The 22,290-nt window shown below is 71.9% G+C and carries 18 protein-coding genes; 14 read left to right on the plus strand and 4 right to left on the minus strand.

Annotation, left to right across the window (positions count from 1 at the left end; all coding sequences use genetic code 11):
- Nucleotides 1-37: 37 nt before the first annotated feature.
- Complete coding sequence (locus AB0M95_RS02365; protein WP_363758303.1) at nt 38-2,581, plus strand: germacradienol/geosmin synthase; 2,544 nt, start codon at nt 38-40, stop codon at nt 2,579-2,581.
- 77 nt (nt 2,582-2,658) lie between these two features.
- Here AB0M95_RS02365 and AB0M95_RS02370 read toward each other — a convergent pair whose 3' ends face one another.
- Nucleotides 2,659-3,591, minus strand: a complete 933-nt coding sequence (locus AB0M95_RS02370) for an NADP-dependent oxidoreductase (protein ID WP_363758305.1) — start codon at nt 3,589-3,591, stop codon at nt 2,659-2,661.
- Between the two features lie 95 nt (nt 3,592-3,686).
- On the opposite strand from AB0M95_RS02370, the gene AB0M95_RS02375 reads away from it, so the two are divergent.
- A complete protein-coding gene (locus AB0M95_RS02375) occupies nt 3,687-4,127 on the plus strand; it encodes a helix-turn-helix domain-containing protein (RefSeq protein ID WP_363758307.1) in 441 nt (146 codons plus the stop codon).
- A 116-nt stretch (nt 4,128-4,243) separates the two neighbouring features.
- Here AB0M95_RS02375 and AB0M95_RS02380 read toward each other — a convergent pair whose 3' ends face one another.
- Nucleotides 4,244-5,143 carry a LysR family transcriptional regulator gene (locus AB0M95_RS02380; RefSeq protein WP_363758428.1) on the minus strand — a complete coding sequence of 300 codons (900 nt, stop codon included), beginning with the start codon at nt 5,141-5,143 and terminating at the stop codon, nt 4,244-4,246.
- Nucleotides 5,144-5,326: 183 nt separating this feature from the next.
- Between AB0M95_RS02380 and metE the strand changes: the two genes are divergently transcribed.
- Nucleotides 5,327-7,603 carry a 5-methyltetrahydropteroyltriglutamate--homocysteine S-methyltransferase gene (gene metE, locus AB0M95_RS02385; protein ID WP_363758309.1) on the plus strand — a complete coding sequence of 759 codons (2,277 nt, stop codon included), beginning with the start codon at nt 5,327-5,329 and terminating at the stop codon, nt 7,601-7,603.
- Here the strand turns inward: metE and AB0M95_RS02390 are convergent.
- Nucleotides 7,573-7,830, minus strand: coding sequence for a hypothetical protein (locus AB0M95_RS02390; RefSeq protein WP_358526435.1), 258 nt, complete (start codon nt 7,828-7,830; stop codon nt 7,573-7,575). The two genes, metE and AB0M95_RS02390, sit on opposite strands and share 31 nt — an antisense overlap.
- Before the next feature lie 253 nt (nt 7,831-8,083).
- Here AB0M95_RS02390 and AB0M95_RS02395 point away from each other — a divergent pair, with 253 nt between their 5' ends.
- The 6 genes from AB0M95_RS02395 to AB0M95_RS02420 all read left to right on the plus strand — a co-directional run bounded on the left by AB0M95_RS02395 (nt 8,084) and on the right by AB0M95_RS02420 (nt 15,183).
- The gene (locus AB0M95_RS02395) at nt 8,084-9,694 is read left to right on the plus strand and encodes an ATP-binding cassette domain-containing protein (protein ID WP_363758311.1); all 1,611 of its coding nucleotides are present in this window, start codon (nt 8,084-8,086) and stop codon (nt 9,692-9,694) included.
- Nucleotides 9,695-9,799: 105 nt separating this feature from the next.
- Nucleotides 9,800-10,621 carry an FxLYD domain-containing protein gene (locus AB0M95_RS02400; RefSeq protein ID WP_363758313.1) on the plus strand — a complete coding sequence of 274 codons (822 nt, stop codon included), beginning with the start codon at nt 9,800-9,802 and terminating at the stop codon, nt 10,619-10,621.
- A gap of 98 nt (nt 10,622-10,719) precedes the next feature.
- Entirely contained in the window at nt 10,720-11,826 is a 1,107-nt protein-coding gene (locus tag AB0M95_RS02405; protein WP_363758315.1) for a saccharopine dehydrogenase, read from the plus strand.
- Nucleotides 11,827-12,240: 414 nt separating this feature from the next.
- Nucleotides 12,241-13,815: a sigma-70 family RNA polymerase sigma factor gene (locus tag AB0M95_RS02410; RefSeq protein WP_363758317.1), complete on the plus strand. Its 1,575-nt coding sequence runs from the start codon at nt 12,241-12,243 to the stop codon at nt 13,813-13,815.
- Nucleotides 13,816-13,830: 15 nt separating this feature from the next.
- Nucleotides 13,831-14,481, plus strand: a complete 651-nt coding sequence (locus AB0M95_RS02415; RefSeq protein ID WP_363758319.1) for a hypothetical protein — start codon at nt 13,831-13,833, stop codon at nt 14,479-14,481.
- Nucleotides 14,482-14,538: 57 nt separating this feature from the next.
- On the plus strand, nt 14,539-15,183 hold the full coding sequence (locus AB0M95_RS02420) for a C40 family peptidase (protein ID WP_363758321.1): 645 nt from the start codon (nt 14,539-14,541) through the stop codon (nt 15,181-15,183).
- Here the strand turns inward: AB0M95_RS02420 and AB0M95_RS02425 are convergent.
- On the minus strand, nt 15,129-15,659 hold the full coding sequence (locus AB0M95_RS02425; protein WP_363758323.1) for an inorganic diphosphatase: 531 nt from the start codon (nt 15,657-15,659) through the stop codon (nt 15,129-15,131). The two genes, AB0M95_RS02420 and AB0M95_RS02425, sit on opposite strands and share 55 nt — an antisense overlap.
- Nucleotides 15,660-15,757: 98 nt before the next feature.
- On the opposite strand from AB0M95_RS02425, the gene dacB reads away from it, so the two are divergent.
- The 5 genes from dacB (at nt 15,758) to ftsH (ending at nt 22,290) form a co-directional block, all read left to right on the plus strand.
- Nucleotides 15,758-17,167, plus strand: coding sequence for a D-alanyl-D-alanine carboxypeptidase/D-alanyl-D-alanine-endopeptidase (dacB, locus tag AB0M95_RS02430; RefSeq protein WP_363758325.1), 1,410 nt, complete (start codon nt 15,758-15,760; stop codon nt 17,165-17,167).
- A 28-nt stretch (nt 17,168-17,195) separates the two neighbouring features.
- Nucleotides 17,196-18,287: a zinc-dependent metalloprotease gene (locus AB0M95_RS02435; protein WP_363758327.1), complete on the plus strand. Its 1,092-nt coding sequence runs from the start codon at nt 17,196-17,198 to the stop codon at nt 18,285-18,287.
- Between the two features lie 155 nt (nt 18,288-18,442).
- Complete coding sequence (gene tilS / locus AB0M95_RS02440; protein ID WP_363758329.1) at nt 18,443-19,420, plus strand: tRNA lysidine(34) synthetase TilS; 978 nt, start codon at nt 18,443-18,445, stop codon at nt 19,418-19,420.
- A gap of 13 nt (nt 19,421-19,433) precedes the next feature.
- Nucleotides 19,434-19,991 (plus strand): hypoxanthine phosphoribosyltransferase, encoded by a 558-nt coding sequence (gene hpt, locus AB0M95_RS02445; RefSeq protein ID WP_358526452.1) that lies wholly within the window; start codon nt 19,434-19,436, stop codon nt 19,989-19,991.
- Nucleotides 19,992-20,268: 277 nt separating this feature from the next.
- Nucleotides 20,269-22,290, plus strand: a complete 2,022-nt coding sequence (ftsH, locus tag AB0M95_RS02450; protein WP_363758332.1) for an ATP-dependent zinc metalloprotease FtsH — start codon at nt 20,269-20,271, stop codon at nt 22,288-22,290.

The following is a 22,290-nucleotide window of genomic DNA, read 5'->3' on the forward strand; positions in this document are numbered from 1 at the left end:
CCCGCGATCGGCTCGGCTCACGAGAGTAGGCACGCTCATGCAGGCTTTCACGCTGCCGGACTTCTACCTGGCCTATCCCGCCAGGCTCAACCCGCATCTGGAGCGCTCCCGGGCGCACAGCGAGGCCTGGGCCGCGCGCATGGGCATGCTGGACGCGCCCAAGCCGTCCGGCGGGGTCGTCTGGGACGCCGAGGCGCTCGCCGCCATGGACTACGCCCTGATGTGCGCGTACACCCACCCCGACTGCGACGGCCCCACGCTCGACCTGATCACCGACTGGTACGTCTGGGTGTTCTTCTTCGACGACAACTTCCTGGAGCTGTTCAAGCACTCCCGCGACCTCGCCGGCGCCAAGGCCCACCTGGACCGGCTGGAGCTCTTCATGACCGCGGACGGCGAGACGCCGCCGGAGCCCGAGAACGCCGCCGAGGCCGGGCTCAAAGACCTGTGGGAACGCACGGTGCCGGCGATGTCCGACGGGTGGCGCAGGCGGTTCATCGCCAGCACGCACAACCTCATGGTCGAGTCGATGTGGGAGCTCGACAACATCAACCGCGGCCGCATCGCGAACCCCATCGAGTACATCCAGATGCGGCGCAGGGTCGGCGGCGCGCCCTGGTCGGCCGGCCTCGTCGAGTACGCCGTCCACGCCGAGGTCCCGGACTCCCTGGCCGCCACCCGGCCGATGGAGGTCCTGGTCGACACCTTCTCCGATGCGGTCCACCTGCGCAACGACCTGTTCTCCTACCAGCGGGAGGTCCGCGAGGAAGGCGAGAACTCCAACGCCGTGCTGGTCTTCGAGCGGTTCTTCGACTGCTCCACGCAGGAGGCCGCCGAGATGGTCAACGACCTGCTGACGTCCCGCATGGAGCAGTTCGAGACCACGGCGCTCATGGAGGTGCCGGCGCTGTTCGCCGAGCACGCCGTCCCGCCGCACGAACAGGCCGCGGTCGCCGCGTACGTCAAGGGTTTGCAGGACTGGCAGTCCGGCGGCCACGAGTGGCACGCCCGGTCCAGCCGGTACATGAACGAGGGCGCCGCCTCCCGGCACGGCGGGGTGCTCGGCGGCCCCACCGGGCTCGGCACCTCCGGCGCCGCGCTGACGCCCTCGTCGCTCGCGCCCGGGGCGCGGCGCAGGGCGCGGCAGCATTCCCACGTGCCGTTCACTCCGGTGGGGCACCTCCGCCTGCCCGATGTCCCGATGCCCTACGCCCTGCGCACCAGCCCGCACATCGACGCCGCGCGCGACCACACGGTCGAGTGGGCACGGCGCATGGGCTTCCTCGACGCGACGCCGGGCGTCGAGCTCGGGGGCATCTGGGACGAGCGGCGCTGCCGGGTCTACGACCTCGCTCATTGCGCCGCGATGATCCACCCGGACGCCACCCCCGAGCAGCTCGACCTGTCCGCCGACTGGCTGTCCTGGGGCACGTACGCCGACGATGTCTACCCGGTCGTGTTCGGCGCGTCCCGCGACCTCGCGGGGGCGAAGCTCTGCAACGACCGGCTCGCGGCCTTCATGCCGCTCGACGCCGGTGAGACGCCCGAGCCCGCGAACACCCTTGAGCGCGGGCTCGATGATCTCTGGCGGCGCACCGCCGGGTCGATGACGCCCGACGCCCGGCGTCACCTGCGCGACGCGGTCGAAGAGATGACCGCGAGCTGGCTGTGGGAGCTGATCAACCAGGCCGACAACCGCGTTCCCGACCCGGTCGACTACGTCGAGATGCGCCGTAAGACCTTCGGCTCGGAGCTGACCAAGAGCCTGGCGCGCTTCGCGCACGCCGACGTCGTCCCGGCCGAGATCTACCGCAACCGGGTGATGCACGAGTTGGAGACCGCCGCCGAAGACTACGCCTGCTTCACCAACGACCTGTTCTCGTACCAGAAAGAGATCGAGTTCGAGGGCGAGCTGCACAACCTCGTCCTGGTCGTCGAGAACTTCTTGGGGGTCGACCGCCACCGGGCCCGTGACATCGTGGCCGACCTCATGGCGGCGCGCATCGAGCAGTTCGCGCACCTCGTCGAGACCGACCTGCCCGCCATGTGCGACGACCTCGGGCTGGAGGAGCCGGTCCGCCGCGCCCTCGTCGACTACGCCGAGTCCCTGCAGAACTGGATGTCCGGCATCCTCGAATGGCACCGCAAGTGCGGCCGCTACACCGAGGCCGAGCTCCGGCGCCACCGAAGCTCCAGCGTCTCGCACGGCTTCTCGTTACTGCCCACCGGCCTCGGCACCTCGGCCGCACATGTCACGGGCATCCCAGGCGAAACCGCCGAGCAAGCCGCCGGAGCCGGCGCACCCCCCGTCACGGCCCCGATCGGAGTGGTCCCCTCGATCTCGACACTCCTCGCACTTCGCGACACGGCGGGGACCGCGGAGACCGGCGCGGCGACCGTTCCCCACGCGACCGCCGAAGCCGGCTCCGTCCCGGCCACTGGAAGCGGTTCCGTTCCGGTGGCCGAGCTCGGTGACGGCGCCGGGACCTCCGGGCCGCTTCCTCAGTGGACGGGGATGTCCGCGGACCTGTCCGCGCTGCTCCGAGAGCGACCGACCGAGACGGAGGCCGTCACAGGGTGAGGACGGATGCGGAGACCGTCACGGCGTGAGGACGGATGCGGAGACCGTCACGGCGTGAGGACGGACGATGGAGGCCGTCACGGGGTGAGGACGACCTTGCCGGTGGTGCGGCCGGAGGAGATGAGTTCGTGGGCCTTGGCCACCTCGGCGAACGGCAGGACGTGCTCGACGTGGACGGTCAGCCGTCCCGCCTCGGCGAGTGCGGTCAACCGGGCCAGGTCGGCGGCCGAGGGGCGTACGGAGACGACTTCGAACCCGATCCCACGTTCGGCGGCCTGCTCGGGCGTGATCCCGAGGTTGGCGCCGAACGCGCCGATGAGCAGGCCCCCGGGCTTGACGACGGCGGCCGAGCGCGCGCCGTACTCGCCGCCGACCAGGTCGAACGCCACGTCCACCGGCCCGGCCTCCGTGACGAAGTCCTCCGTCGTGTAGTCGATGAGCGTGTCCGCGCCGAGCTCGCGCAGCAGGGCGTGCTTGGCGCGGCTGGCCGTCCCGACGACGTGCGCCCCCCGGGCCTTGGCGATCTGGACCGCGAGGTGGCCCACGCCGCCGGCGGCCCGGTGGATCAGCACCCGCTGCCCCTCGCCGAGCCGCGCGATGCCGACCAGCGCCTGCCACGCGGTCAGCCCGGCGAGCGGCAACCCCGCCGCCTGCTCGACCGTCAGCGCGGCGGGCCTGCGGACGATCTCGTTCGCGGACGCGAGCACGTACTCGGCGTAGACGTTCCCGGCGGCGGGGAAGGCGAGCAGGCCGAGCACCTCGTCGCCGGGTTCGAAGGCGGACACCCCGCTCCCGGCGTCCTCGACCACACCGGCGACGTCCCAGCCGAGGGTGAACGGCGGCTCGCCGAGCAGGGGGTAGAAGCCCGCGCGGACGCCGACGTCCACGGGGTTGACCCCGGCCGCCCCCACCTTGATCAGCACTTGCCCGGGCCCGGGCCGAGGGCGGTCGACCTCGGCGAATTCGAGCACCGACGTGTCGCCGAACGACGACTGGGTGATGGAACGCATCTGGTCCTCCATAGGTCGTGCTTACTGCCGCGACCATCGTGGGGGACGTAACTATCACTGGGAAAGTCGGCACCTTTGAGATATATAGGTACCTCATGGATACCATCGCCGACCGGCGTGAATCGTTCTCGGTCAACGCCTACCTGCGTGACTGCGCGTCCCGTACCGTCCTGGAGGCGATCGCCAACAAGTGGACGTGCCTGCTCGTGGACGCGCTGCGCCTCGGCCCCGTGCGGTTCGGCGTGCTGCGCCGCCGCCTCGACGGGATCACCCAGAAGAGCCTCACCCAGGCCCTGCGCAACCTGGAGCGGGACGGCATGGTGATCCGCACGGTGTACCCGACGATCCCGCCCCGGGTGGAGTACGAGCTGAGCGAACTCGGGCAGAGCGTGGTGTCGCTGATGGAGGGCATCAAGCGCTGGGCGGAGAACCACGTCCCGGAGATCGTCGCGGCCCGCGAGGACTTCGACCGCCGCGCCGCCGAACCTCCCACCCCCGTCACCGGCCCCCCGAACCCTCCGCACGCGCGCACCTGAGCGAGCGGAGCGGAACGAACCGGCTGCTGATCGACGAGGTGGAGACCCCCGCCCACCACCGCACCCAGGTGGCCATCGCGCCCTGACCAGGGCGCAGTACCGGGTCGCCTGGGCGGTCACCGGGTCCACAGGACCTCCTGGACGGCCTGGATCAGCGTCATCAGCTCGGGGGTGACGCGCTCGCGGGACCACACGAGGCCGTACGTGATGCGCAGGTCGCCCGCGTCGAAGGGGACGAACCGGATGTCGTCCCGGCGGACGGTCGAGGTGAGCAGGCGGGGGACGGGCAGCAGGCCGGCGCCCGCGGCCACGAGGTCGAGGGCGGCGGCGAAGTCGTCGATCTCGTCGGCCACGACGTTGATCTGGTGGGGACCGCGGAGCCGGGCGGCCAGCCGCTCCCACATGCCGCCGGGTGGCCGCCGGCGCGGCATCAGGATCTTGTGCCGGGCGAGTTGCTCGGGCTGCAGCGGCGCCCGGGCGGCGAGCGGGTCCCCGGCCGGGAGGGCGAGGTGGCCGACCGTCACGTGGAACCGCGTGCCCGTCGTCATCCGCAGCGGGAAGGGCGAGGCGAGGATGGCGGCCGGCAGCTCGCCCTGTTCCAGGAGCTCCGTCGCGGCCCGCCGTCCCATCGGGCTGAGGTCCACGCCGATGGGCGGGACGCGGTGGGCGAGCCGCCGGGCCGCGCGCGCGGCGAGGGATCCCACGAGCGGTGGATAAGCGAAGCGAATGGACGGCCGCTGGGGGACGGCGAGCCGCGCCGCCTCGGACGTGAGCGCGGCGAGCGTGTCCAGCGCGGTCTCGGCGTACGGCAGGAGGGACTCGCCGGCCGGGGAGAGGCGGACCTCGCGGCTGGTGCGGGCGAAGAGGCGGACGCCGAGGACGCGTTCGAGACGGGCGATGGCCTGGCTGACCGCGGGTTGCGACATACGGAGCTCGGCCGCCGCCGGTGAGAAGCCGTTGTGACGGGCGACGCTCACGAAACAGCGCAGGTCGCGCGGGTGCGGGCCGTGATCCATGCTCAAGTATGGGCACCTCGGCGCGGTGGGCGGCGCATCCATCCATAAGGGGCACCAATAGATCGGGGCCGGGGGTCGCGTAGGCGGGCAGGGTGGGTCCGGCCCGTCCACTCGTGAAGGAGTCCACGTGCCCGCCGTCCGCGGGCAGGCCGGGTCCGACCGTCCGTCCGTGAAGGAGCCCGCATGCCCGCCGTACACACCTCGCCGTTCCCCGCCTCGACGATCCTCGGCTACCCGAGGATCGGGCCGGACCGGGAGCTGAAACGGGCGCTGGAGCGGTATTGGGACGGCGGCTCGACCGCCGACGACCTGCTGGCGGCCGGCGCGCGCATCCGGGAGCGGACCTGGCGCCGCCTGGACGCCCTGGGCCTCGCCGCGTCGCCGTCCAACACGTTCTCGTACTACGACCAGGTGCTCGACACGGCGGTGACGCTGGGCGCGGTTCCCGGGCGGTATCGCGGCGCGTCGGCGCTGGACACGTACTTCGCGATGGCGCGCGGCACCCGCGACGTGCCCCCTCTGCGGATGACCAAGTGGTTCGACACGAACTATCACTACATCGTCCCGGAAATCGGGCCGGACACCGTCTTCACCCTGGATCCGGGCAAGCCCGTCGCGGAGCTGCGCGAGGCGCGGGCGCTCGGGTTCGAGACGCGGCCCGTGCTGGTCGGCCCGGTGACCTTCCTGCTGCTGTCCCAGCCTGCCCCGGGCTCCCCGGAACGGTTCGCCCCGCTGGACCGGCTGGACGACGTGCTGGACGTCTACGAGCGGCTGCTCGCCGCGCTCGCCGCCGAGGGCGCCGCCTGGGTGCAGCTCGACGAGCCCGCCCTGGTCGCCGACCGCACCGGCGCGGAGCTCGACGCCGTCCGGCGGGCGTACGAGCGGCTGGGCTCGCGCGCGGACCGGCCGGGGCTGTTCGTCGCCTCGTACTTCGGCGACCTCGGGGAGGCGCTGCCGGCCCTCGCGGGCACGCCGGTCGAGGCCGTCGGCGTGGACCTCGTGCGCGGCCGCACGCCCGTCGAGGCCCTCGGGGACGCCCTGGCGGGCAAGACCGTCGTCGCCGGGGTGGTGTCCGGGCGCGACGTCTGGCGCGCCGACCGCGACCGCGCCCTCGGCAGGCTGCGCGCCCTGCGCGAGCGCGTGGAGCGGGTCGTCGTCGCCACCTCGTGCTCACTGCAGCACGTCCCGCACAGCCTGGAGCGCGAGACCGGCCTGGACCCCGCGCTGGTGGCGCGCCTGGCGTTCGCCGACGAGAAGGTCACCGAGGTCGTCGAGCTGGCTGCCCTGCTCGCCACGGCCCCGCCCACCGTCCGGAGCGAGACCACCAAGACCGGCGAGACCGTCGAAAGCGGGAAGGCGCAGGCCCCGCCCATCTGGGAGAGCCGCTCGCCGTACGCGGTGCGCGCCGCCGCGCAGGCGGAGCACCTGGGACTGCCCCCGCTCCCGGTCACCACGATCGGCTCGTTCCCGCAGACCGGCGAACTGCGCGCCGCCCGTGCGGCACTCGCGGCGGGCGAACTGGGCGAGGCGGCCTACGAGGAGCGCGTCCGCGCCGAGATCGAGCGGGCCGTCCGCGTCCAGGAGCGCCTCGGCCTGGACGTGCTCGTGCACGGCGAGCCGGAGCGCAACGACATGGTGCAGTACTTCGCCGAGCACCTCGACGGCTTCGCCGTGACCCGCCATGGCTGGGTGCAGTCGTACGGCTCGCGCTGCACGCGCCCGCCCATCCTGCACGGCGACGTCGGCAGGCCCGCGCCGATCACCGTGCGCTGGGCCGAGTACGCGCGGTCGCTGACCGGCAGGCCGGTGAAGGGCATGCTCACGGGCCCGGTGACCATCGTCGCGTGGTCGTTCGTCCGGGACGACCTGCCGCTGCGCGAGGTGGTGTTCCAGGTGGCCGACGCGGTGCGGGCCGAGGTGGCCGACCTGGAGGCCGCGGGCATCTCGATCGTGCAGGTCGACGAGCCGGCGCTGCGCGAGCTGATGCCGCTGCGGCGGGCCGAGCAGGGCGCGTACCTGCACTGGGCCGTGGCCGCGTACCGCAGGGCGACCTCGGGGGCGGCAGACCGCACGCAGATCCATACCCACCTGTGCTACTCGGACGCCGATCAGATCCTGACAGCGATCGACGCGCTGGACGCGGACGTCACCAGCGTCGAGTCGGCCCGGTCGCGCGGGCGCATCCTCGGCGAGCTCGTGGTGCGCGAGTTCGCCCGGGGCCTCGGGCCGGGCGTGTACGACATCCACTCACCGCGCGTGCCCGGGCTGGAGGAGGTCGGCGGCCTTCTGGACGCGGTGCTCCGCGTCCTGCCCGCCGAGCGGGTCTGGGTCAACCCGGACTGCGGCCTGAAGACCCGTACCTACGAGCAGGTGGAGGCGGCGCTGGCCAATGTGGTGGCCGGCGCGCGCCGTGTGCGCGGGACGCTTGCTCAGTCCTCTTCCTCGTCGTCGCCGGTGTAGGCCTCGAACAGCTCGCGGCGCAGCAGGTCGGTGCGGACCATCAGCGCGCCGAGCAGCTCCTCGTCGTTCAGCCCGTCCGTGCGCCGGAACGCCCACGACGAGCGGCCCTCGTCGTCGAAGCACTTGACCAGGATGATCGCGCCCAGGGCCGTCCAGCCCTCGGGGAGCGGCGAGACGGTGAGCCCCGACAAGGCCTCGCCCACCGAGACGTAGTCATCGTCTTCCACTGTCGCTACTCCCAAGCACTCCGCAGGTAGGGCACCCACTTTATGGTCCTGCGCGGGGCCGCGGCGCCCGCGGCCCCGTATCCGCCGCCGGGGCCGCGGCTAGGATCGGTCCATGACCCCGGACGCCTTAGACGGGCCCGGCGCCCCGTCCGCGGCGAGGGTCCGTCACGCGCCGCCATGGCCACGGCGGATATCCAGATGCGGGAAGCGTCCCCGCTGGATACCTTCTGCGGGAAGGCTGGGAGGGAACGTCGTGGGCCATGTCGAGGTAGGTCGTCTGACCTATGTGCTGCCCGATGGGCGTCCGCTGCTCAACGAGGTGTCCTTCCGCGTCGGTGAGGGACTGAAGGCCGCGCTGGTCGGGCCGAACGGCGCGGGCAAGACCACGCTGATGCGGCTGATCGCGGGCGACGTCAAGCCCGTCGAGGGCAGCGTGGTCTCCTCCGGCGGGCTCGGGGTGATGCGCCAGTTCATCGGCAGCATCCGCGACGGCCGCACGGTGCATGAGCTGCTGCTGTCGGTGGCCCCGGACCGCGTCCGCGAGGCCGCGCGCAGGCTCGACGAGAGCGAACTCGCGATGATGGAGCGCGAGGACGAGAAGACGCAGATGCGCTACGCGCAGGCCATCACCGACTACACCGACGCCGGCGGCTACGAGATCGAGGTGCTCTGGGACACCTGCACGATGGCCGCGCTCGGCGCCCCGTACGACCGGGTCAAGTACCGCGAGGTCAACACGTTGTCGGGTGGCGAGCAGAAGCGGCTGGTGCTGGAGGCGCTGCTGCGCGGCCCCGACCAGACGCTGCTCCTCGACGAGCCGGACAACTACCTCGACGTCCCCGGCAAGCTGTGGCTGGAACAGGCGCTCAGGGAGACGCCGAAGACCGTCCTGCTCGTCTCGCACGACCGGCAGCTCCTCGCCAACGCCGCCGACCGCATCGTCACGGTCGAGTCCGGCAACGTCTGGGTGCACGGCGGCGGCTTCGCGACGTACGCGGAGGCGCGCCGCGACCGCAACGCCCGCCTGGACGAGCTGCGCCGCCGCTGGGACGAGGAGCACGACAAGATCAAACGCCTGGTCGTGATGCTCAAGCAGAAAGCCAAGTACAACGACGGCATGGCCGCGGCCTACCACGCCGCCCAGACGCGCCTGCGCCGGTTCGAGGAGGCCGGGCCGCCCGAGGAGGCGCCGAAGGACCAGTCCATCTCGATGCGCCTGCGTGGCGGCCGTACGGGCAAGCGGGCCGTGATCTGCGAGAACCTCGAGCTCACGGGCCTGATGAAGCCGTTCGACCTGGAGGTCTGGTACGGCGAGCGGGTGGCGGTCCTGGGCTCGAACGGCTCGGGCAAGTCCCACTTCCTGCGGTTGATCGCGGGCGAGGACGTCCGGCACACGGGCGTGGCGCGGCTCGGCGCCCGGGTCGTTCCGGGACACTTCGCGCAGACCCACGCCCGGCCGGAGCTCCAGGGCCGGACGCCCTGCCAGATCGTCATGACCGAGCACGCCCGGCTGAAGAACGAGGCGATGAAGGCGCTGGCGCGCTACGAGCTGGCGGGCACCATCGCCGAGCAGCGGTTCGAGACGCTGTCCGGCGGTCAGCAGGCCCGGCTGCAGATCCTGCTGCTGGAGCTGTCGGGCGCGACGCTGCTGCTGCTCGACGAGCCGACCGACAACCTTGACCTGGCCAGCGCCGAGGCGTTGCAGGACGGCCTGAACCAGTTCGACGGGACGGTGGTCGCGGTCACCCACGACCGCTGGTTCGCCGCAGACTTCGACCGGTATCTGGTGTTCGGCGCCGATGGCCGCGTGTACGAGCCGTCGGAGCCGGTCTGGGACGAGGCAAGGGTGGCGCGCGAACGCTGAGATCGGTGCGCGCAGGCGCGGCGCGGGTGTGCCGCAGTTAAAGACTTCGTACGGGTTGCGCGTGTCGGAGGAATCACCCCCGACTAACCGGGCTATGACGGTCTTGTGACCCAGCGTAGTCGAAACACGACAGCACTAGGACTCGCTCTCGGGGTGGTGGCGGCGGCCTCGCTCGCCGGGTGCGGCGGCGACGAGCCGCGGCGCGAGCAGGCGCTCAAGCCGCTCGTGATGAAGGAGCAGACCTCGTCGGTCGCCCAGGGGGCCGGCGGCTACGTGGTGACCTGGGCTGGTGTGATCACCAACCCGAACCGGTGGCACTTCGGCGAGAACGTCGCCGCCACCGTGGTCGGCAAGGACGCCTCCGGCAAGGAGGTGGTGCGCATGGAGCAGCCCCTCGACGCCGTGCCTCCGGCCGGGTCGCTCAAGTTCACCGGCCAGGCCACGGCCTCGGCCGCGCCGGTCGACGTCAAGGTGACCTTCCGGCCCGCCCGCTGGCGGCAGGCGGGGCGGATCCCGTCGGCGTTCGTGCCGTTCCCGATCACGGCGCCCATCACCGAGAAGCTCGGCAACGGCTCGTACCTCGTGACCGGCGCGGTCGGCAACCCGTACCAGAAGGCGGCGACCAGCCTCGTGATCACCGCGCTGCTGCGCGACAAGGACGGCAAGCTGATCGGCGGCGCCAGCACGTACGTGGACGACGTGCGCGCCGGCTCGCCGCGCCGGTTCGTGCTCACCGTGGACAGCTTGAGCAGTGCCGGCCCGGTGGCGCGCACGGACATCGCCGCGCGCACCTGGGGGTCGAGCGCGCGGCCGTACGAGGAGCTGGCCATGAGCGGGGCGATGCCGCCGAGTACGGACAAGCCGAAGACCCCACCGTTCGCCCGAGACCGCGGGTATCAAGCGATGCCCGTCGACAGCCGGCCGTGAGCGCCGGGCTGTCCGCGTCCGCATCCGGACCCGCCCCCGAGGGCGACCGGCCAGCCCCGCTATGGATCTTGAAATCGCCTGCGGGTTACGGTACTTACATGACTTCCCCCCGGATAGTCCTCTTCGGTGCCACCGGCTTCACGGGCCGGCTCACCGCCGAAGCGCTCCTCGCCCGCGGCGCCCGTCCGGTGCTGGCGGGACGCGACCCGGCCCGGCTGGAGGCGCTCGCCTCGTCCCTGCCGGTGGAGCTGCCGACGGCCGTCGCCGACGTCGGGCGTCCCGCGACGATCCGGCGCATCGTCGAGCCGGGCGGCGTGCTGATCTCCACGGTGGGCCCGTTCGCGCGGTGGGGGGAGCCCGCCGTCGAGGCGGCGATCGAGGCAGGGGGGGTCTACCTCGACTCCACGGGCGAGCCGGCGTTCATCCGGCGCATCTTCCAGCGGTACGGCCCGGCGGCGGCCGCCTCGGGGGCGACGCTGCTCACCGCCTTCGGACACGACTACGCGCCGGGGAATCTGGCGGCGGAACTGGCGCTGCGCAAGGCCGGGCCCGCGGCGGTGCGCGTGGACGTCGGGTATTTCACGCAGGGCGACATGCTCCGGCGCGCGAGCGCGGGCACACGGGCGTCCGCGCTGGGAATGGTGCTGGAGCCGATGTACGGCTTTCGCGAAGGCCGCATTCTTCGCGAACACGGGCGTACACGGATTTTCTCCGTGAACGGCCGACGCAGGCACGCGCTCTCCGTGGGAGCCTCGGAACATTTCGCGCTGCCGAGAACGCACGTCGGCCTGCGCGAGGTGAACGTCTACCTGGGCTGGTTCGGCGGGCTCACCAAGGCCGCCGCGGCGCTGGCCAGGGCCACGCCCTTCATCGCGGCGATCCCGGGCGCCAAGCGCGTCACCGAGGCCATCGCCGACCGCGTGATCCACACGGCGGGCCGGGACGCGTCCCCGGGGGAGTCCGGCGAGGAGATCGCCACGCAGGTCGTCGCGGAGGCGTTCGACCGCGACGGCGAGCGGCTCGCCTCCATCGAGCTGCACGGCGGCGACCCGTACGACTTCACCGCGCGCCTGCTGGCGTGGGGCGCGATCACGGCCGGCACCGACGGGGTGGACGCGCAGGGGGCCGTGGGGCCGGTGGAGGCGTTCGGCCTCGAATCCCTGGTGCGGGGCTGCGACCAGGCCGGGCTGCACGCCATCGCCTGATGGGAGTTACCGGGTCGGCTGGTTGGGCAGACTCGGTGCCTGACCCCTGCCCCGTTCGCCGGGGCGCTTCCCGTGAGTGACCGTCCGGGAAGGCCGGCGTGGGTGACGGCGCCCGTGCCGGAGGCCGCGTATTGTCAAGCCCGGCAGGTGTGAATGAAATTCATATATTAACCGGGATCGCGGTGAAGGGTTGTCCCGGAGTTCTCATGTAGGCCGCCGCGGGGAAAGCGGGCCGGCTCCCACCTGTGCGTCCGCTCGGATCTGCTATCTAGTGATATGTCGAATTTGATGGCCATATGCCGCGCGCAGTACCGCAAACAATCTTGCCAGCGTTCATTACGGTATTAATACAAGGCCGGTCATTGTCCGGGAAACGGTGGAGCAACCAGTTACGAAGCCTTTACTGTCGGTTACATGAACCACAGCGTCCTGGTCGAGGCACTCCGCGCCCGCGATCCTGGTGCCCTCGCTGCCCTCTACGACGACTACGCCGGAGGTCTGTACGCGTACGCCTCGCTCTTGCTCGGCAGCCCCGACGGCGCGCAGGTCGCGCTGCGCGACACCCTGATCGCGGCCGAGGCGCACATCGAGACACTGGCCGATCCTGAGCGGTTGCGCGCCTGGCTCTACGCCCTGGCCCGCGGGGAGGCCCTGCGCCGGCGCTCGGTGCCCCCGGCCGCCGAGGACGACCCGGACCCCGCACCCGAAGACGACTCCGACGGCGACCTGCGGCGCGTGGCCGTCAACGCCGTCGCCGCGCTGCCGGACGACGAGCGCGAGGTCCTGGAGCTCCTGACGCGCCACGGCATCCCCGAGGAGGAGCTCCCTTTCGTGCTCGGCACCACGCCCGGCCACGCCGAGGAGCTCCACGAGGCCGCACGCGCCCGCCTTCAGGACCTCGTCGCCACCGAGATCCTGGCCCGCGACACCGCGCAGGAGTGCCCGGACAGACGGGACATCCTCGCCGGGTTCGGCGACGTCCTGGACGACGAGACCCGTGAGCGGCTGATCGAGCACGCCGGTCACTGCCCGATCTGCGGCCCCTACCGCGAGCGCCAGGTGTCGGCGGCCAAGGTCTTCGACCAGCTTCCCCGGCCCGCGCTGCCCCAGACCCTCCGCGTCCGGGTGATGAGCTGCTTCATCGACCCCGAGCTGGTCCCGTACCGCCAGTTCGTCGCGCGGCGCACCGGGCTGCTCGGCGCCGACGGCTTTCCCTTACAGGACGTCAAAGGGCCTCGGTGGCGGCCTCAGGTTCTTGCGGGCGGTGTGGCGGCGGTCGCGATGGCCCTCGCCGCCGTAGTGCTGGCCGGCGCGCTGAACGGCCGGGAGGACCGGCTGACCCAGACCGTCTTCGGCGCGTTCCCGCCGTCCGCCTCCCCGCCCGGCGTCTCCGCCCCCTCCGGTACGGTCACGAGACACCCGGGCCCGGCGACGTCCTCGCCTGCGGGGCGGATGGCCGAGCAGGACGCGCGGAGCGGCGCGGTCCTCCCCGGGGCCCCGCTGCCGGCGGGCGCGATCCGGCCGGACGGGTCCTCGCGCCCCGCGGGCGGCGTGCCGCCGCGTCCGGCGCCCGCCCCGCCGTCCACGCCCTCTCCTCGGCCGTCGGAGTCCGCGATCCCCTTCCCGCCCCCGCCGCCCACCGCGCCCCCGTCACAGCCGCCCTCGCGGCCGCCCGCGCCCACCGCCGTCCCTCCCTCGGTGGGCGCTCCGGAGCCGCCCGTGCGCGGCCCGCACCACCATCCGTCCCCGACGGCGAGCCACCAGCACAAGCCCTGCCGGACGGCCACCCCGCCCGCATCCCCCGCCCCGTCACCGGCGAACCCGCCCGCCGCGCCGTCCGTCCCACCGTCCGCGCCCCCGCAGCCCCCGCAGCCGCCGTCGGAGCCGCCGTCTGAGCCGGGCAGGGCGCGGGTTCCGTGGCACGAGGGCCACGGTCACGGGGGCCACTGGGGACGCGAGGGGTACCCGCGGACGAGAGCCGACCGGTAGCAGGCCGGCGCCCCCGTGTTCACCGCCCGTGACGACGCCCACCTCGGCCGCCGCGTGTTCCCCGAGCCCGTGCCGCCCGAGTTGGCCGCTCTCGTGCCCCGCGTCCACCGGGCCGACTGGCCGGTCTGGCTGGACCCGGGCCCCCGCATGCTGCGCGACCTGCTGGAGCTGTGCCGCCTGCAGACCGCGCGCGGCCTCGCGATGCTGTCCTGGCTCGCCGCCGGCCGGGCCCCCGAGGACGTCGCCTGGCTGTGGCCGGGCCGCCGTCTGACCGGCCCGCGGCAGCGGCTCATGTACGACGCGGCGGGCGCGATCCCCGGGGCCGCGCTCGCGCTGGTCGTCGCCAACTGGACGTGGGTGCTCGACACGCGGTTCGCCGGCCAGGTGACGGCGCCGTACCTCGCGGGCACCGCGTACCCCGACGACGGGTACGCTGCGGCGCAGGCCACGATGACCCTGCTGCGCGTCTGGGACCGGCACGCCGAGGCGCGCCCGGCCCTCGGCGCCGCGTGGGCGGCCAGCCGGACGATCGCCGACTGGTGCAAGGCGGGCGAGCTGTGCGCCGCGTACGGGCACGAGGTGCCGGTCTTCACCTATCCGCGCGGCCCGCTGCCCCCGGGCGCGGGGGTTCGCCCGTGGATATCCCGTCTGTTCCGCCTCGGCTGATCACGGAAAGTGACGGCGTGGGTGTGCGTCGTGCAGCCGCGGGGAAATCTGGAGGCTATGTGGCGTGAGATCGTCTTCGCCTGCGCCCTGGCCGTGAGCCTGGGGCACGCCCCCGTGGCCCTGGCGGGTCCCCGTCCGGCGGGCGGTGACCACTGGACTCCGGGGCTGGGCGCGACGGGTGGCGGCCGGTGGACGGGGGCCTGGGCGGGTCGCCGCGCCGCCGCCGCCCGGCTCGGCGACCTGGCGGCCAACTGGGCGCTGACCCAGCTCGGCAAGCCCTACGTCTGGGCCGCCGCCGGCCCCCGTGCGTACGACTGCTCGGGGCTGACCATGCGCGCCTGGCAGCGGGCGGGGATCGCGCTTCCCCACTGGACGGGCACGCAGTGGACTGCGGGCCCGAAGATCGCGCTCAGCTCCCTGCGCCGCGGCGACCTGCTGTTCTTCGGACGCCGGACGCGCGATCCCGGGACGATCCGTCATGTCGGGATCTACATAGGCGCGGGCCAGATGGTCCACGCCCCCAGCACCGGGGACGTGGTGCGCGTCGCGTCCATCTGGCGCCCGCACATGGTGGGCGTGGTCAGGCCCCTCCCGCGAGCAAGGCCGTCACGCCCGCGGTCGCCGGCCCTCCTCGCGGGAGGGCGGCGTCAGTGTCCTTCTCCTTTGCTCAGCGGGCTCTCGGCGCCGGCGTGCTCCTCGTGATCGAGGTGACGCTTGACCGACCGCTGGATCTCCAGCTCGGCCTCCACCCGGCCGACCCAGTTCGCCCCTTCCACCGACTTGCCGGGCTCCAGGTCCTTGTAGACCTCGAAGAAGTGCTGGATTTCCAGCCGGTCGAACTCCGGGACGTGATGAATGTCACGGATGTGCTCCATGCGGGGGTCCGTGGCCGGTACGCACAGGACCTTGTCGTCCCCGCCCTTCTCGTCCGTCATCCGGAACATGCCGACCGCGCGGCAGCTGATGAGGCAACCGGGGAAGGTCGGCTCCTGCAGGAGCACGAGCGCGTCGAGCGGGTCGCCGTCCTCGCCCAGGGTGTCCTCGATGAAGCCGTAGTCGGCGGGGTACTGCGTGGAGGTGAAAAGCAGGCGGTCCAGGCGGATCCGCCCCGTCTTGTGATCAACCTCGTACTTGTTGCGTTGTCCTTTCGGAATCTCAACGACAACGTCGAACTCCACTGCGGTTCCTCCGCTCAGCCGTCCGGACACTCCGGACGGGCGTTAATGTCTCGTAGACGTATTTCCAGGATGACGCATGTGAGAAAGGGGCCGGCGAGGTGGTACGACGCGAGCGCGTGGCGGCGGTGGCGACTCTCGCCCTGCTGCAGGCGTTCGTCTGCGCCGTGGGCGCGTACCTCCTCGCGTCCGGAGGGCTGAGCGGTGCCACCGCGAGCCCGCCGGTCAAGGCCGCCACGCCGACGCGGGCTCCCGTCGCCATCGTCACCTCGGGTCCCGTCCTACCACCAGCGCCTGAAGGGTCTCTCCCGGGAAAGGGTACTTTGGCCGCCCAGCTCACCCGCGCCATGGGGGACTCGGCGCTGGGCGGCAACGTGGGCGCCGTGGTGGTCGACGTCTCCAGCGGCGCCGGCCTGTTTTCCGGCAGGGCCGACATCGGCATCACGCCCGCCTCCACCACCAAGGTCGTGACGGCCGTCGCCGCGCTCACCGCGCTCGGCCCCGACGCCAAGATCGCGACCCGCGTCCTCCAGGGCAAGCCCGGCACGTTGACGCTGGTCGGCGGCGGTGACCCGACGCTGGCGAGCCCGAAGTCGGACCACGTGCCCGGGTACCCCCGGTTCGCGTCCCTCGCCACCCTGGCCTCCCGGACGGCGCAGGCCCTCAAGGCGGCGGGCGTCACCGCGGTCTCGCTCGCCTACGACGACTCGGTGTTCTCCGGCCCGAGCACGGCGCCCGGCTGGAAGCCCGGGTACATCCCCGAGGGCAGCGTGGCCCCCGTCACGGGCCTGACCATCGACGAGGGACGCCAGGACCCGCGCAACGAGAACTCGGCGCGTTACCCCGATCCGCCCCGGACGGCCGCCGAGGCCTTCGCGGTCCAGCTCAAGCGGTACGGCGTCAAGGTCGGCAAGACCGTCAAGCGGGCGAAGGCGGCGGCGGGCGCCACGGAGGTCGCCCGGGTGGAGTCCCCGGCGGTGTACGAACTGGTCGAGCACATGCTGACCGAGAGCGACAACGACCTCGCCGAGGCCCTCGCCCACCACGTGGCGATCAAGGAAGGCCGGCCGGGCGGATTCGCCGGCGCCTCCCAGGCCGTGCGGGCCACGCTGAAGCGGCTGGGCGCCGACGCAGGGGTCGTGGTCAACGACGGCAGCGGTCTGTCCACCCGCAACCGGATCACCCCGGCCGCGCTCGCCCGCCTGATCGCCCTGGCGGCGTCCCCCGCCAACCCCCACCTGCGGGCGGCGATCAGCGGCCTGCCCATCGCGGGATTCACCGGAACCCTCGGCCATCGGTACGCGAAGGGCGAGGCGAAGGCCGCGGCGGGAGTGGTAAGGGCCAAAACGGGCACGTTGAACGGAGTGAACACCTTGACAGGGCTCGCGCGGACCGCCGACGGCCGGCTCGTGGCCTTCGCGTTCATGGCCGACGACGTCCGCGATCCCGACGGGGCCGTGGCGGCGCTCGACAGGCTGGCCGCCCTCGTATCCGGATGCGGGTGCTCATGACGACCCCGGACGACGTACGGTGGTGAACATGCAGGTGATCGACTGGGATCTGGCCGTATCGACCGGTGTCCGTCTAGTCCGTCCTGGCCCGCAGGTGAGCCGGGAGGAAGCAAGGCACGCCGTCGCCGAACTCCGGCGGCTGTCGCGTGAGGCCGAGGGGCACGTACAGGGGTTCGCCCGCATCGACGGCGCGGCCGAGCCGGAGGCCGCCACGGTCGTGGACCGCCCCGGGTGGATCCGCGCCAACGTCGACGGGTTCCGGGTGGTCCTCGAGCCGCTCACCGAGCGCATGAACGCGCGGCGCGCGCAGATCCCCGCGATCGTCGGCGCCGTGGGGTCGCGCGTGACCGGCGTCGAGGTCGGGGCGGTGCTCGCGTTCCTGGCGTCGCGCGTGCTGGGGCAGTACGAGCTGTTCCTCCCGCCCGACCCGAGCGGGCAGGCGCCCACGGGCCGGCTCACGCTGGTCGCGCCCAACATCGTGAACACCGAGCGCGAGCTCGGCGTCAACCCGCGCGACTTCCGCCTGTGGGTGTGTCTCCACGAGGAGACCCACCGCGTGCAGTTCACGGGCGTGCCCTGGCTGCGCGAGTACGTCCGGTCGCAGATGACCGAGTTCCTGCTCGCCTCCGACCTCGACCTCGGCACGCTGCTCGACCGCATGCGCGCCGCGTCCGACGCCGTCGCCGACGCGATCAAGGGCGGCGAGGGCAACCTGATCGACGCCATCCAGACTCCCGAGCAGAAGGAGATCCTGGACCGGCTCACGGCCGTGATGACGCTGGTCGAGGGGCACGGCGACTACGTGATGGACGCCGTCGGGCCGGCGGTGGTGCCGTCGGTGGCCGAGATCCGCGCCAAGTTCCAGCACCGGCGCGAGGGCGGCTCCCGCTTCGACAAGACGCTCAGGCGGCTGCTCGGCGTCGACCTGAAGATGAAGCAGTACGCCGAAGGCGCGTCGTTCGTCCGCAAGGTCGTCGGCGAGGCCGGCATCGACGGCTTCAACCGGGTGTGGGGCTCGCCCGCGACGCTGCCCACCCACGCCGAGATCAAGAACCCCGAGCTCTGGATCAACCGCGTGATCAAGGCCCCCCAACTCCCCGCGGCGAACGGCCACGCCTGACAAACCCGCCGGAGGCGCGGCCATGGGCACAGTTCGGGGCGCTGTGCCTATGGCCGCGGTTTCGGCACGGCGGGTTCGGAACACGGCGTCTTCGACTCCTGCGGCGGAGCGGGTCATCGGCACAGCCATAGGCGCAGCCGCTCCAAACTAGGGTTATGGGACCGCATCCCGCTGTCGCGGAGATTCGCCGTGCCGTGCGGCTGTCGCTTGGCGATCTGCCGTCGGACGCGCTCGTGCTGGTCGCGTGCAGTGGCGGGGGTGACTCTCTCGCGCTGGCCGCATGCCTGGGCTTCGCCGCGCCCCGCATGGGCCTGCGCGCGGGCCTGCTCACCGTCGACCACCGCCTGCAGGACGGCTCCGCCGAGCGGGCGCTCCAGGTCGCGGCCCTGGCGGGGGACCTGGGGCTCGCGCCCGCCGAGGTGCTGACGGTCACGGTGGGGCGCGAGGGTGGGCCCGAGGCCGCGGCCCGCGACGCCAGGTACGAGGCCCTCTCGGCTGCCGCGAGCCGTCTCGGCGCGTCCGCAGTGCTGCTGGGGCACACCCTCGACGACCAGGCCGAGACGGTCCTGCTGCGGCTCGCGCGGGGCAGCGGCACCCGGTCGCTCGCCGGGATGCCGGCGGTCTCGGGCGTCTACCGCAGGCCGATGCTCGGCGTCTCCCGCGCGACCGCGCGGGCGGCCTGCGCGGCGCTGGACCTGTCGCCCTGGGAGGACCCGCACAACGCCGATTCCTCCTACGCCCGCGCGCGCGTCCGGCACGACGTCCTGCCGGTCCTCGAAGGCGCCCTCGGGCCGGGCGTCACCGAGGCGCTGGCCCGTACCGCCGCGCTGTGCCGGGACGACGCCGACGCGCTGGACGACTGGGCGGACGAGGTGTACGGGCAGGTCAGGGGCATCGGGGTCGAGCTGACCGTGGACGGCGTCAAGGACCTGCCCGCCGCCGTGCGGCGCCGGGTGATCCAGCGGGCGGCCCTGGCGGCGGGGGCGAACGCGTCCGCGCTCGCGGCCGTCCACATCGCGGAGGTGGACCGCCTGGTGACGCAGTGGCGCGGACAGCGGATGGTCGAACTGCCCGGGGGGGTGGGAGTGGTCCGGCGATATGGCACCCTGGTGTTCGCCAGCACCCTCTTGTGAAGGAAATCCCCAGGTGGACGCAGCTGACATGGGCAAGGACCTGGAAAAGGTCCTCATCCCCGAGGAAGAGCTCCAGGCGAAGATCAAGGAGCTTGCCGGGCAGATCGACGCGGACTACGCGGGCAAGGATCTTTTAATCGTCGGGGTGCTCAAGGGTGCGGTCATGGTCATGGCCGACCTGGCGCGCGCGCTGCACATCAAGGTCGAGATGGACTGGATGGCCGTGTCGTCCTACGGCGCGGGCACCAAGTCCTCGGGGGTCGTGCGCACGCTGAAGGACCTCGACACCGACATCGCCGGGCGGCACGTCCTGGTGGTGGAGGACATCATCGACTCCGGGCTGACGCTGTCGTGGCTAGTGCACAATCTGCGCTCGCGCAACCCCGCGTCGGTCGAGATCTGCACCTTGCTGCGCAAGCCGGACGCGGTGAAGGTGCCGATCGACGTGAAGTACGTCGGTTTCGACATCCCCAACGAGTTCGTGATCGGGTACGGCCTCGACTACGCCGAGCGCTACCGCAATCTCCCCTTCATCGGCACTCTCGCGCGTCACGTGTACGGCGCCGAGTAAGCCCTGAGCGAAGTTCCGGGTTCATTACCGGTGTGTCCACCCCTTATTCGGTCTCGCCGTGGGGAACACCGGGCCGTCTGACGTACGTTGGTAGGACAAAGCCGGTGTCGCCGGAGCAGTGACCCTGCGCGGCGGCCCGGTGTACCTTCGGATGTCTCGGAGCGAACCACTTTCTCCGGGTTGTCAGTAGGAGCGGTTGGATGCCGCTAACCCCGGGTCCGCCCGGGGTGTCAGGCCGTGTTCAGGAAGGGACGGGCCCGCAGGGGTTCCGCATCGGATGGATCTCAAGCGATTTACACGTGGGCCACTGCTGTGGATCCTGGGCATCGTCGTGCTGCTCCTGCTCGCCTCCACATTCTGGAGCAGCAACAGCAACTATGCCCAGAAGGACACCTCGTTCGTCGTCAGCCAGATCGAAAAGGGCAATGTCGACAACGCGGTGATCGTCGACAAGGACCAGCGCATAGAGATCAAGACCCTCCAGAAGATCGGCGGGGAAGATCGCTTCTACGCGTCCTGGGTCGCGGGGCAGGGTGTCGAGCTCCAGAAGCAGCTTCAGGCTCAGGCGAACGCGGGCAAGCTGCCCGGCGGCTACAAGGTCACCGTGCCGACCGAGAACTTCCTCGTCGGCCTGCTGGTGAGCTTCCTGCCCATCGTCGTCATCGTCCTCATCTTCCTGTTCATCATGAACCAGATGCAGGGTGGCGGCTCCCGGGTCATGAACTTCGGGAAGTCCCGGGCCAAGCTCATCACCAAGGACACGCCGAAGACCACCTTCGCCGACGTCGCCGGCGCCGACGAGGCCATCGAGGAGCTCCAGGAGATCAAGGAGTTCCTGCAGGCCCCGGCCAAGTTCCAGGCGATCGGCGCGAAGATCCCCAAGGGTGTGCTGCTGTACGGCCCGCCCGGCACCGGCAAGACGCTGCTGGCCCGCGCGGTGGCCGGTGAGGCCGGGGTGCCGTTCTACTCGATCTCCGGTTCCGACTTCGTCGAGATGTTCGTCGGCGTCGGCGCCTCCCGCGTCCGCGACCTGTTCGAGCAGGCCAAGGCGAATGCCCCGGCGATCATCTTCATCGACGAGATCGACGCCGTCGGCCGGCACCGCGGCGCGGGCCTCGGCGGCGGGCACGACGAGCGCGAGCAGACCCTCAACCAGTTGCTGGTCGAGATGGACGGTTTCGACGTCAAGGGCGGCGTGATCCTCATCGCGGCGACCAACCGTCCCGACATCCTCGACCCGGCGCTGCTGCGTCCCGGCCGGTTCGACCGTCAGGTCGTCATCGACCGGCCCGACCTGGAGGGCCGCAAGGGCATCCTGCGGGTCCACGGGCGCGGTAAGCCGTTCGCGCAGGATGTCGACCTCGACGTCATCGCCCGCAGGACCCCCGGGTTCACCGGCGCCGACCTCGCCAACGTGATCAACGAGGCCGCGCTGCTGACCGCCCGGCAGGACCAGAAGCTCATCTCGATGAACACCCTCGAGGAGTCCATCGACCGCGTGATGGCGGGCCCCGAGCGCAAGAGCCGGGTCATGTCCGACCAGGAGAAGAAGATCATCGCCTACCACGAGGGCGGCCACGCCCTGGTGGCGCACGCCCTGCCGAACTCCGACCCGGTGCACAAGATCACGATCCTGTCCCGCGGCCGGGCCCTCGGCTACACGATGACGCTTCCCATGGAGGACAAGTTCCTCGCCACCCGCTCGGAGATGAACGACCAGCTCGCGATGCTGCTGGGCGGGCGCACCGCCGAGGAGCTCGTCTTCCACGAGCCGACGACGGGCGCGGCCAACGACATCGAGAAGGCCACGTCCATCGCCCGGCGCATGGTCACCGAGTACGGCATGAGCGAGCACCTCGGCGCCCGCAAGTTCGGCACCGGCAACAGCGAGGTCTTCCTCGGCCGTGACATGGGCCACGAGCGCGACTACTCCGAGAAGATCGCCTCCACGATCGACGAAGAGGTCCGCCGCCTCATCGAGTCCGCGCACGACCAGGCGTGGGAGATCCTCGTCCAGTACCGCGACGTGCTGGACAACCTCGTGCTGGAGCTCATGGAGAAGGAGACGCTGTCGCGCGAGCAGGTCCTGGGGATCTTCGCGCCCGTCGTCGTCAAGGAAAAGCGCCCCTCGTACTCCGGGTACGGCAAGCGGCTCCCATCCGACCGGCCGCCGATCCTCACCCCGAAGGAGGTCGCGGGCAACGGCAACGGCGCCGCGCTCCCGGCGGGCAACGGCAACCCGGCCGGCTCCGGCGCCCTGCTCCGGCACGACCACCCGGCGCCCCAGGACGAGGCGTAA

Source organism: Sphaerisporangium sp. NPDC051017 (genome assembly GCF_040683095.1).
Lineage (GTDB): Bacteria > Actinomycetota > Actinomycetes > Streptosporangiales > Streptosporangiaceae > Sphaerisporangium.

Coding starts and splice junctions, on each gene's coding strand:
- metE (WP_363758309.1), top strand. CDS start 5,327: ATGCCCGCCGTACACACCTCGCCGTTCCCCGCCTCGACGATCCTCGGC.
- AB0M95_RS02410 (WP_363758317.1), top strand. CDS start 12,241: ATGAACCACAGCGTCCTGGTCGAGGCACTCCGCGCCCGCGATCCTGGT.
- AB0M95_RS02380 (WP_363758428.1), bottom strand. CDS start 5,143: ATGGATCACGGCCCGCACCCGCGCGACCTGCGCTGTTTCGTGAGCGTC.
- AB0M95_RS02370 (WP_363758305.1), bottom strand. CDS start 3,591: ATGCGTTCCATCACCCAGTCGTCGTTCGGCGACACGTCGGTGCTCGAA.
- AB0M95_RS02435 (WP_363758327.1), top strand. CDS start 17,196: ATGCAGGTGATCGACTGGGATCTGGCCGTATCGACCGGTGTCCGTCTA.
- ftsH (WP_363758332.1), top strand. CDS start 20,269: ATGGATCTCAAGCGATTTACACGTGGGCCACTGCTGTGGATCCTGGGC.
- AB0M95_RS02405 (WP_363758315.1), top strand. CDS start 10,720: ATGACTTCCCCCCGGATAGTCCTCTTCGGTGCCACCGGCTTCACGGGC.
- AB0M95_RS02365 (WP_363758303.1), top strand. CDS start 38: ATGCAGGCTTTCACGCTGCCGGACTTCTACCTGGCCTATCCCGCCAGG.
- tilS (WP_363758329.1), top strand. CDS start 18,443: ATGGGACCGCATCCCGCTGTCGCGGAGATTCGCCGTGCCGTGCGGCTG.
- AB0M95_RS02420 (WP_363758321.1), top strand. CDS start 14,539: ATGTGGCGTGAGATCGTCTTCGCCTGCGCCCTGGCCGTGAGCCTGGGG.
- AB0M95_RS02375 (WP_363758307.1), top strand. CDS start 3,687: ATGGATACCATCGCCGACCGGCGTGAATCGTTCTCGGTCAACGCCTAC.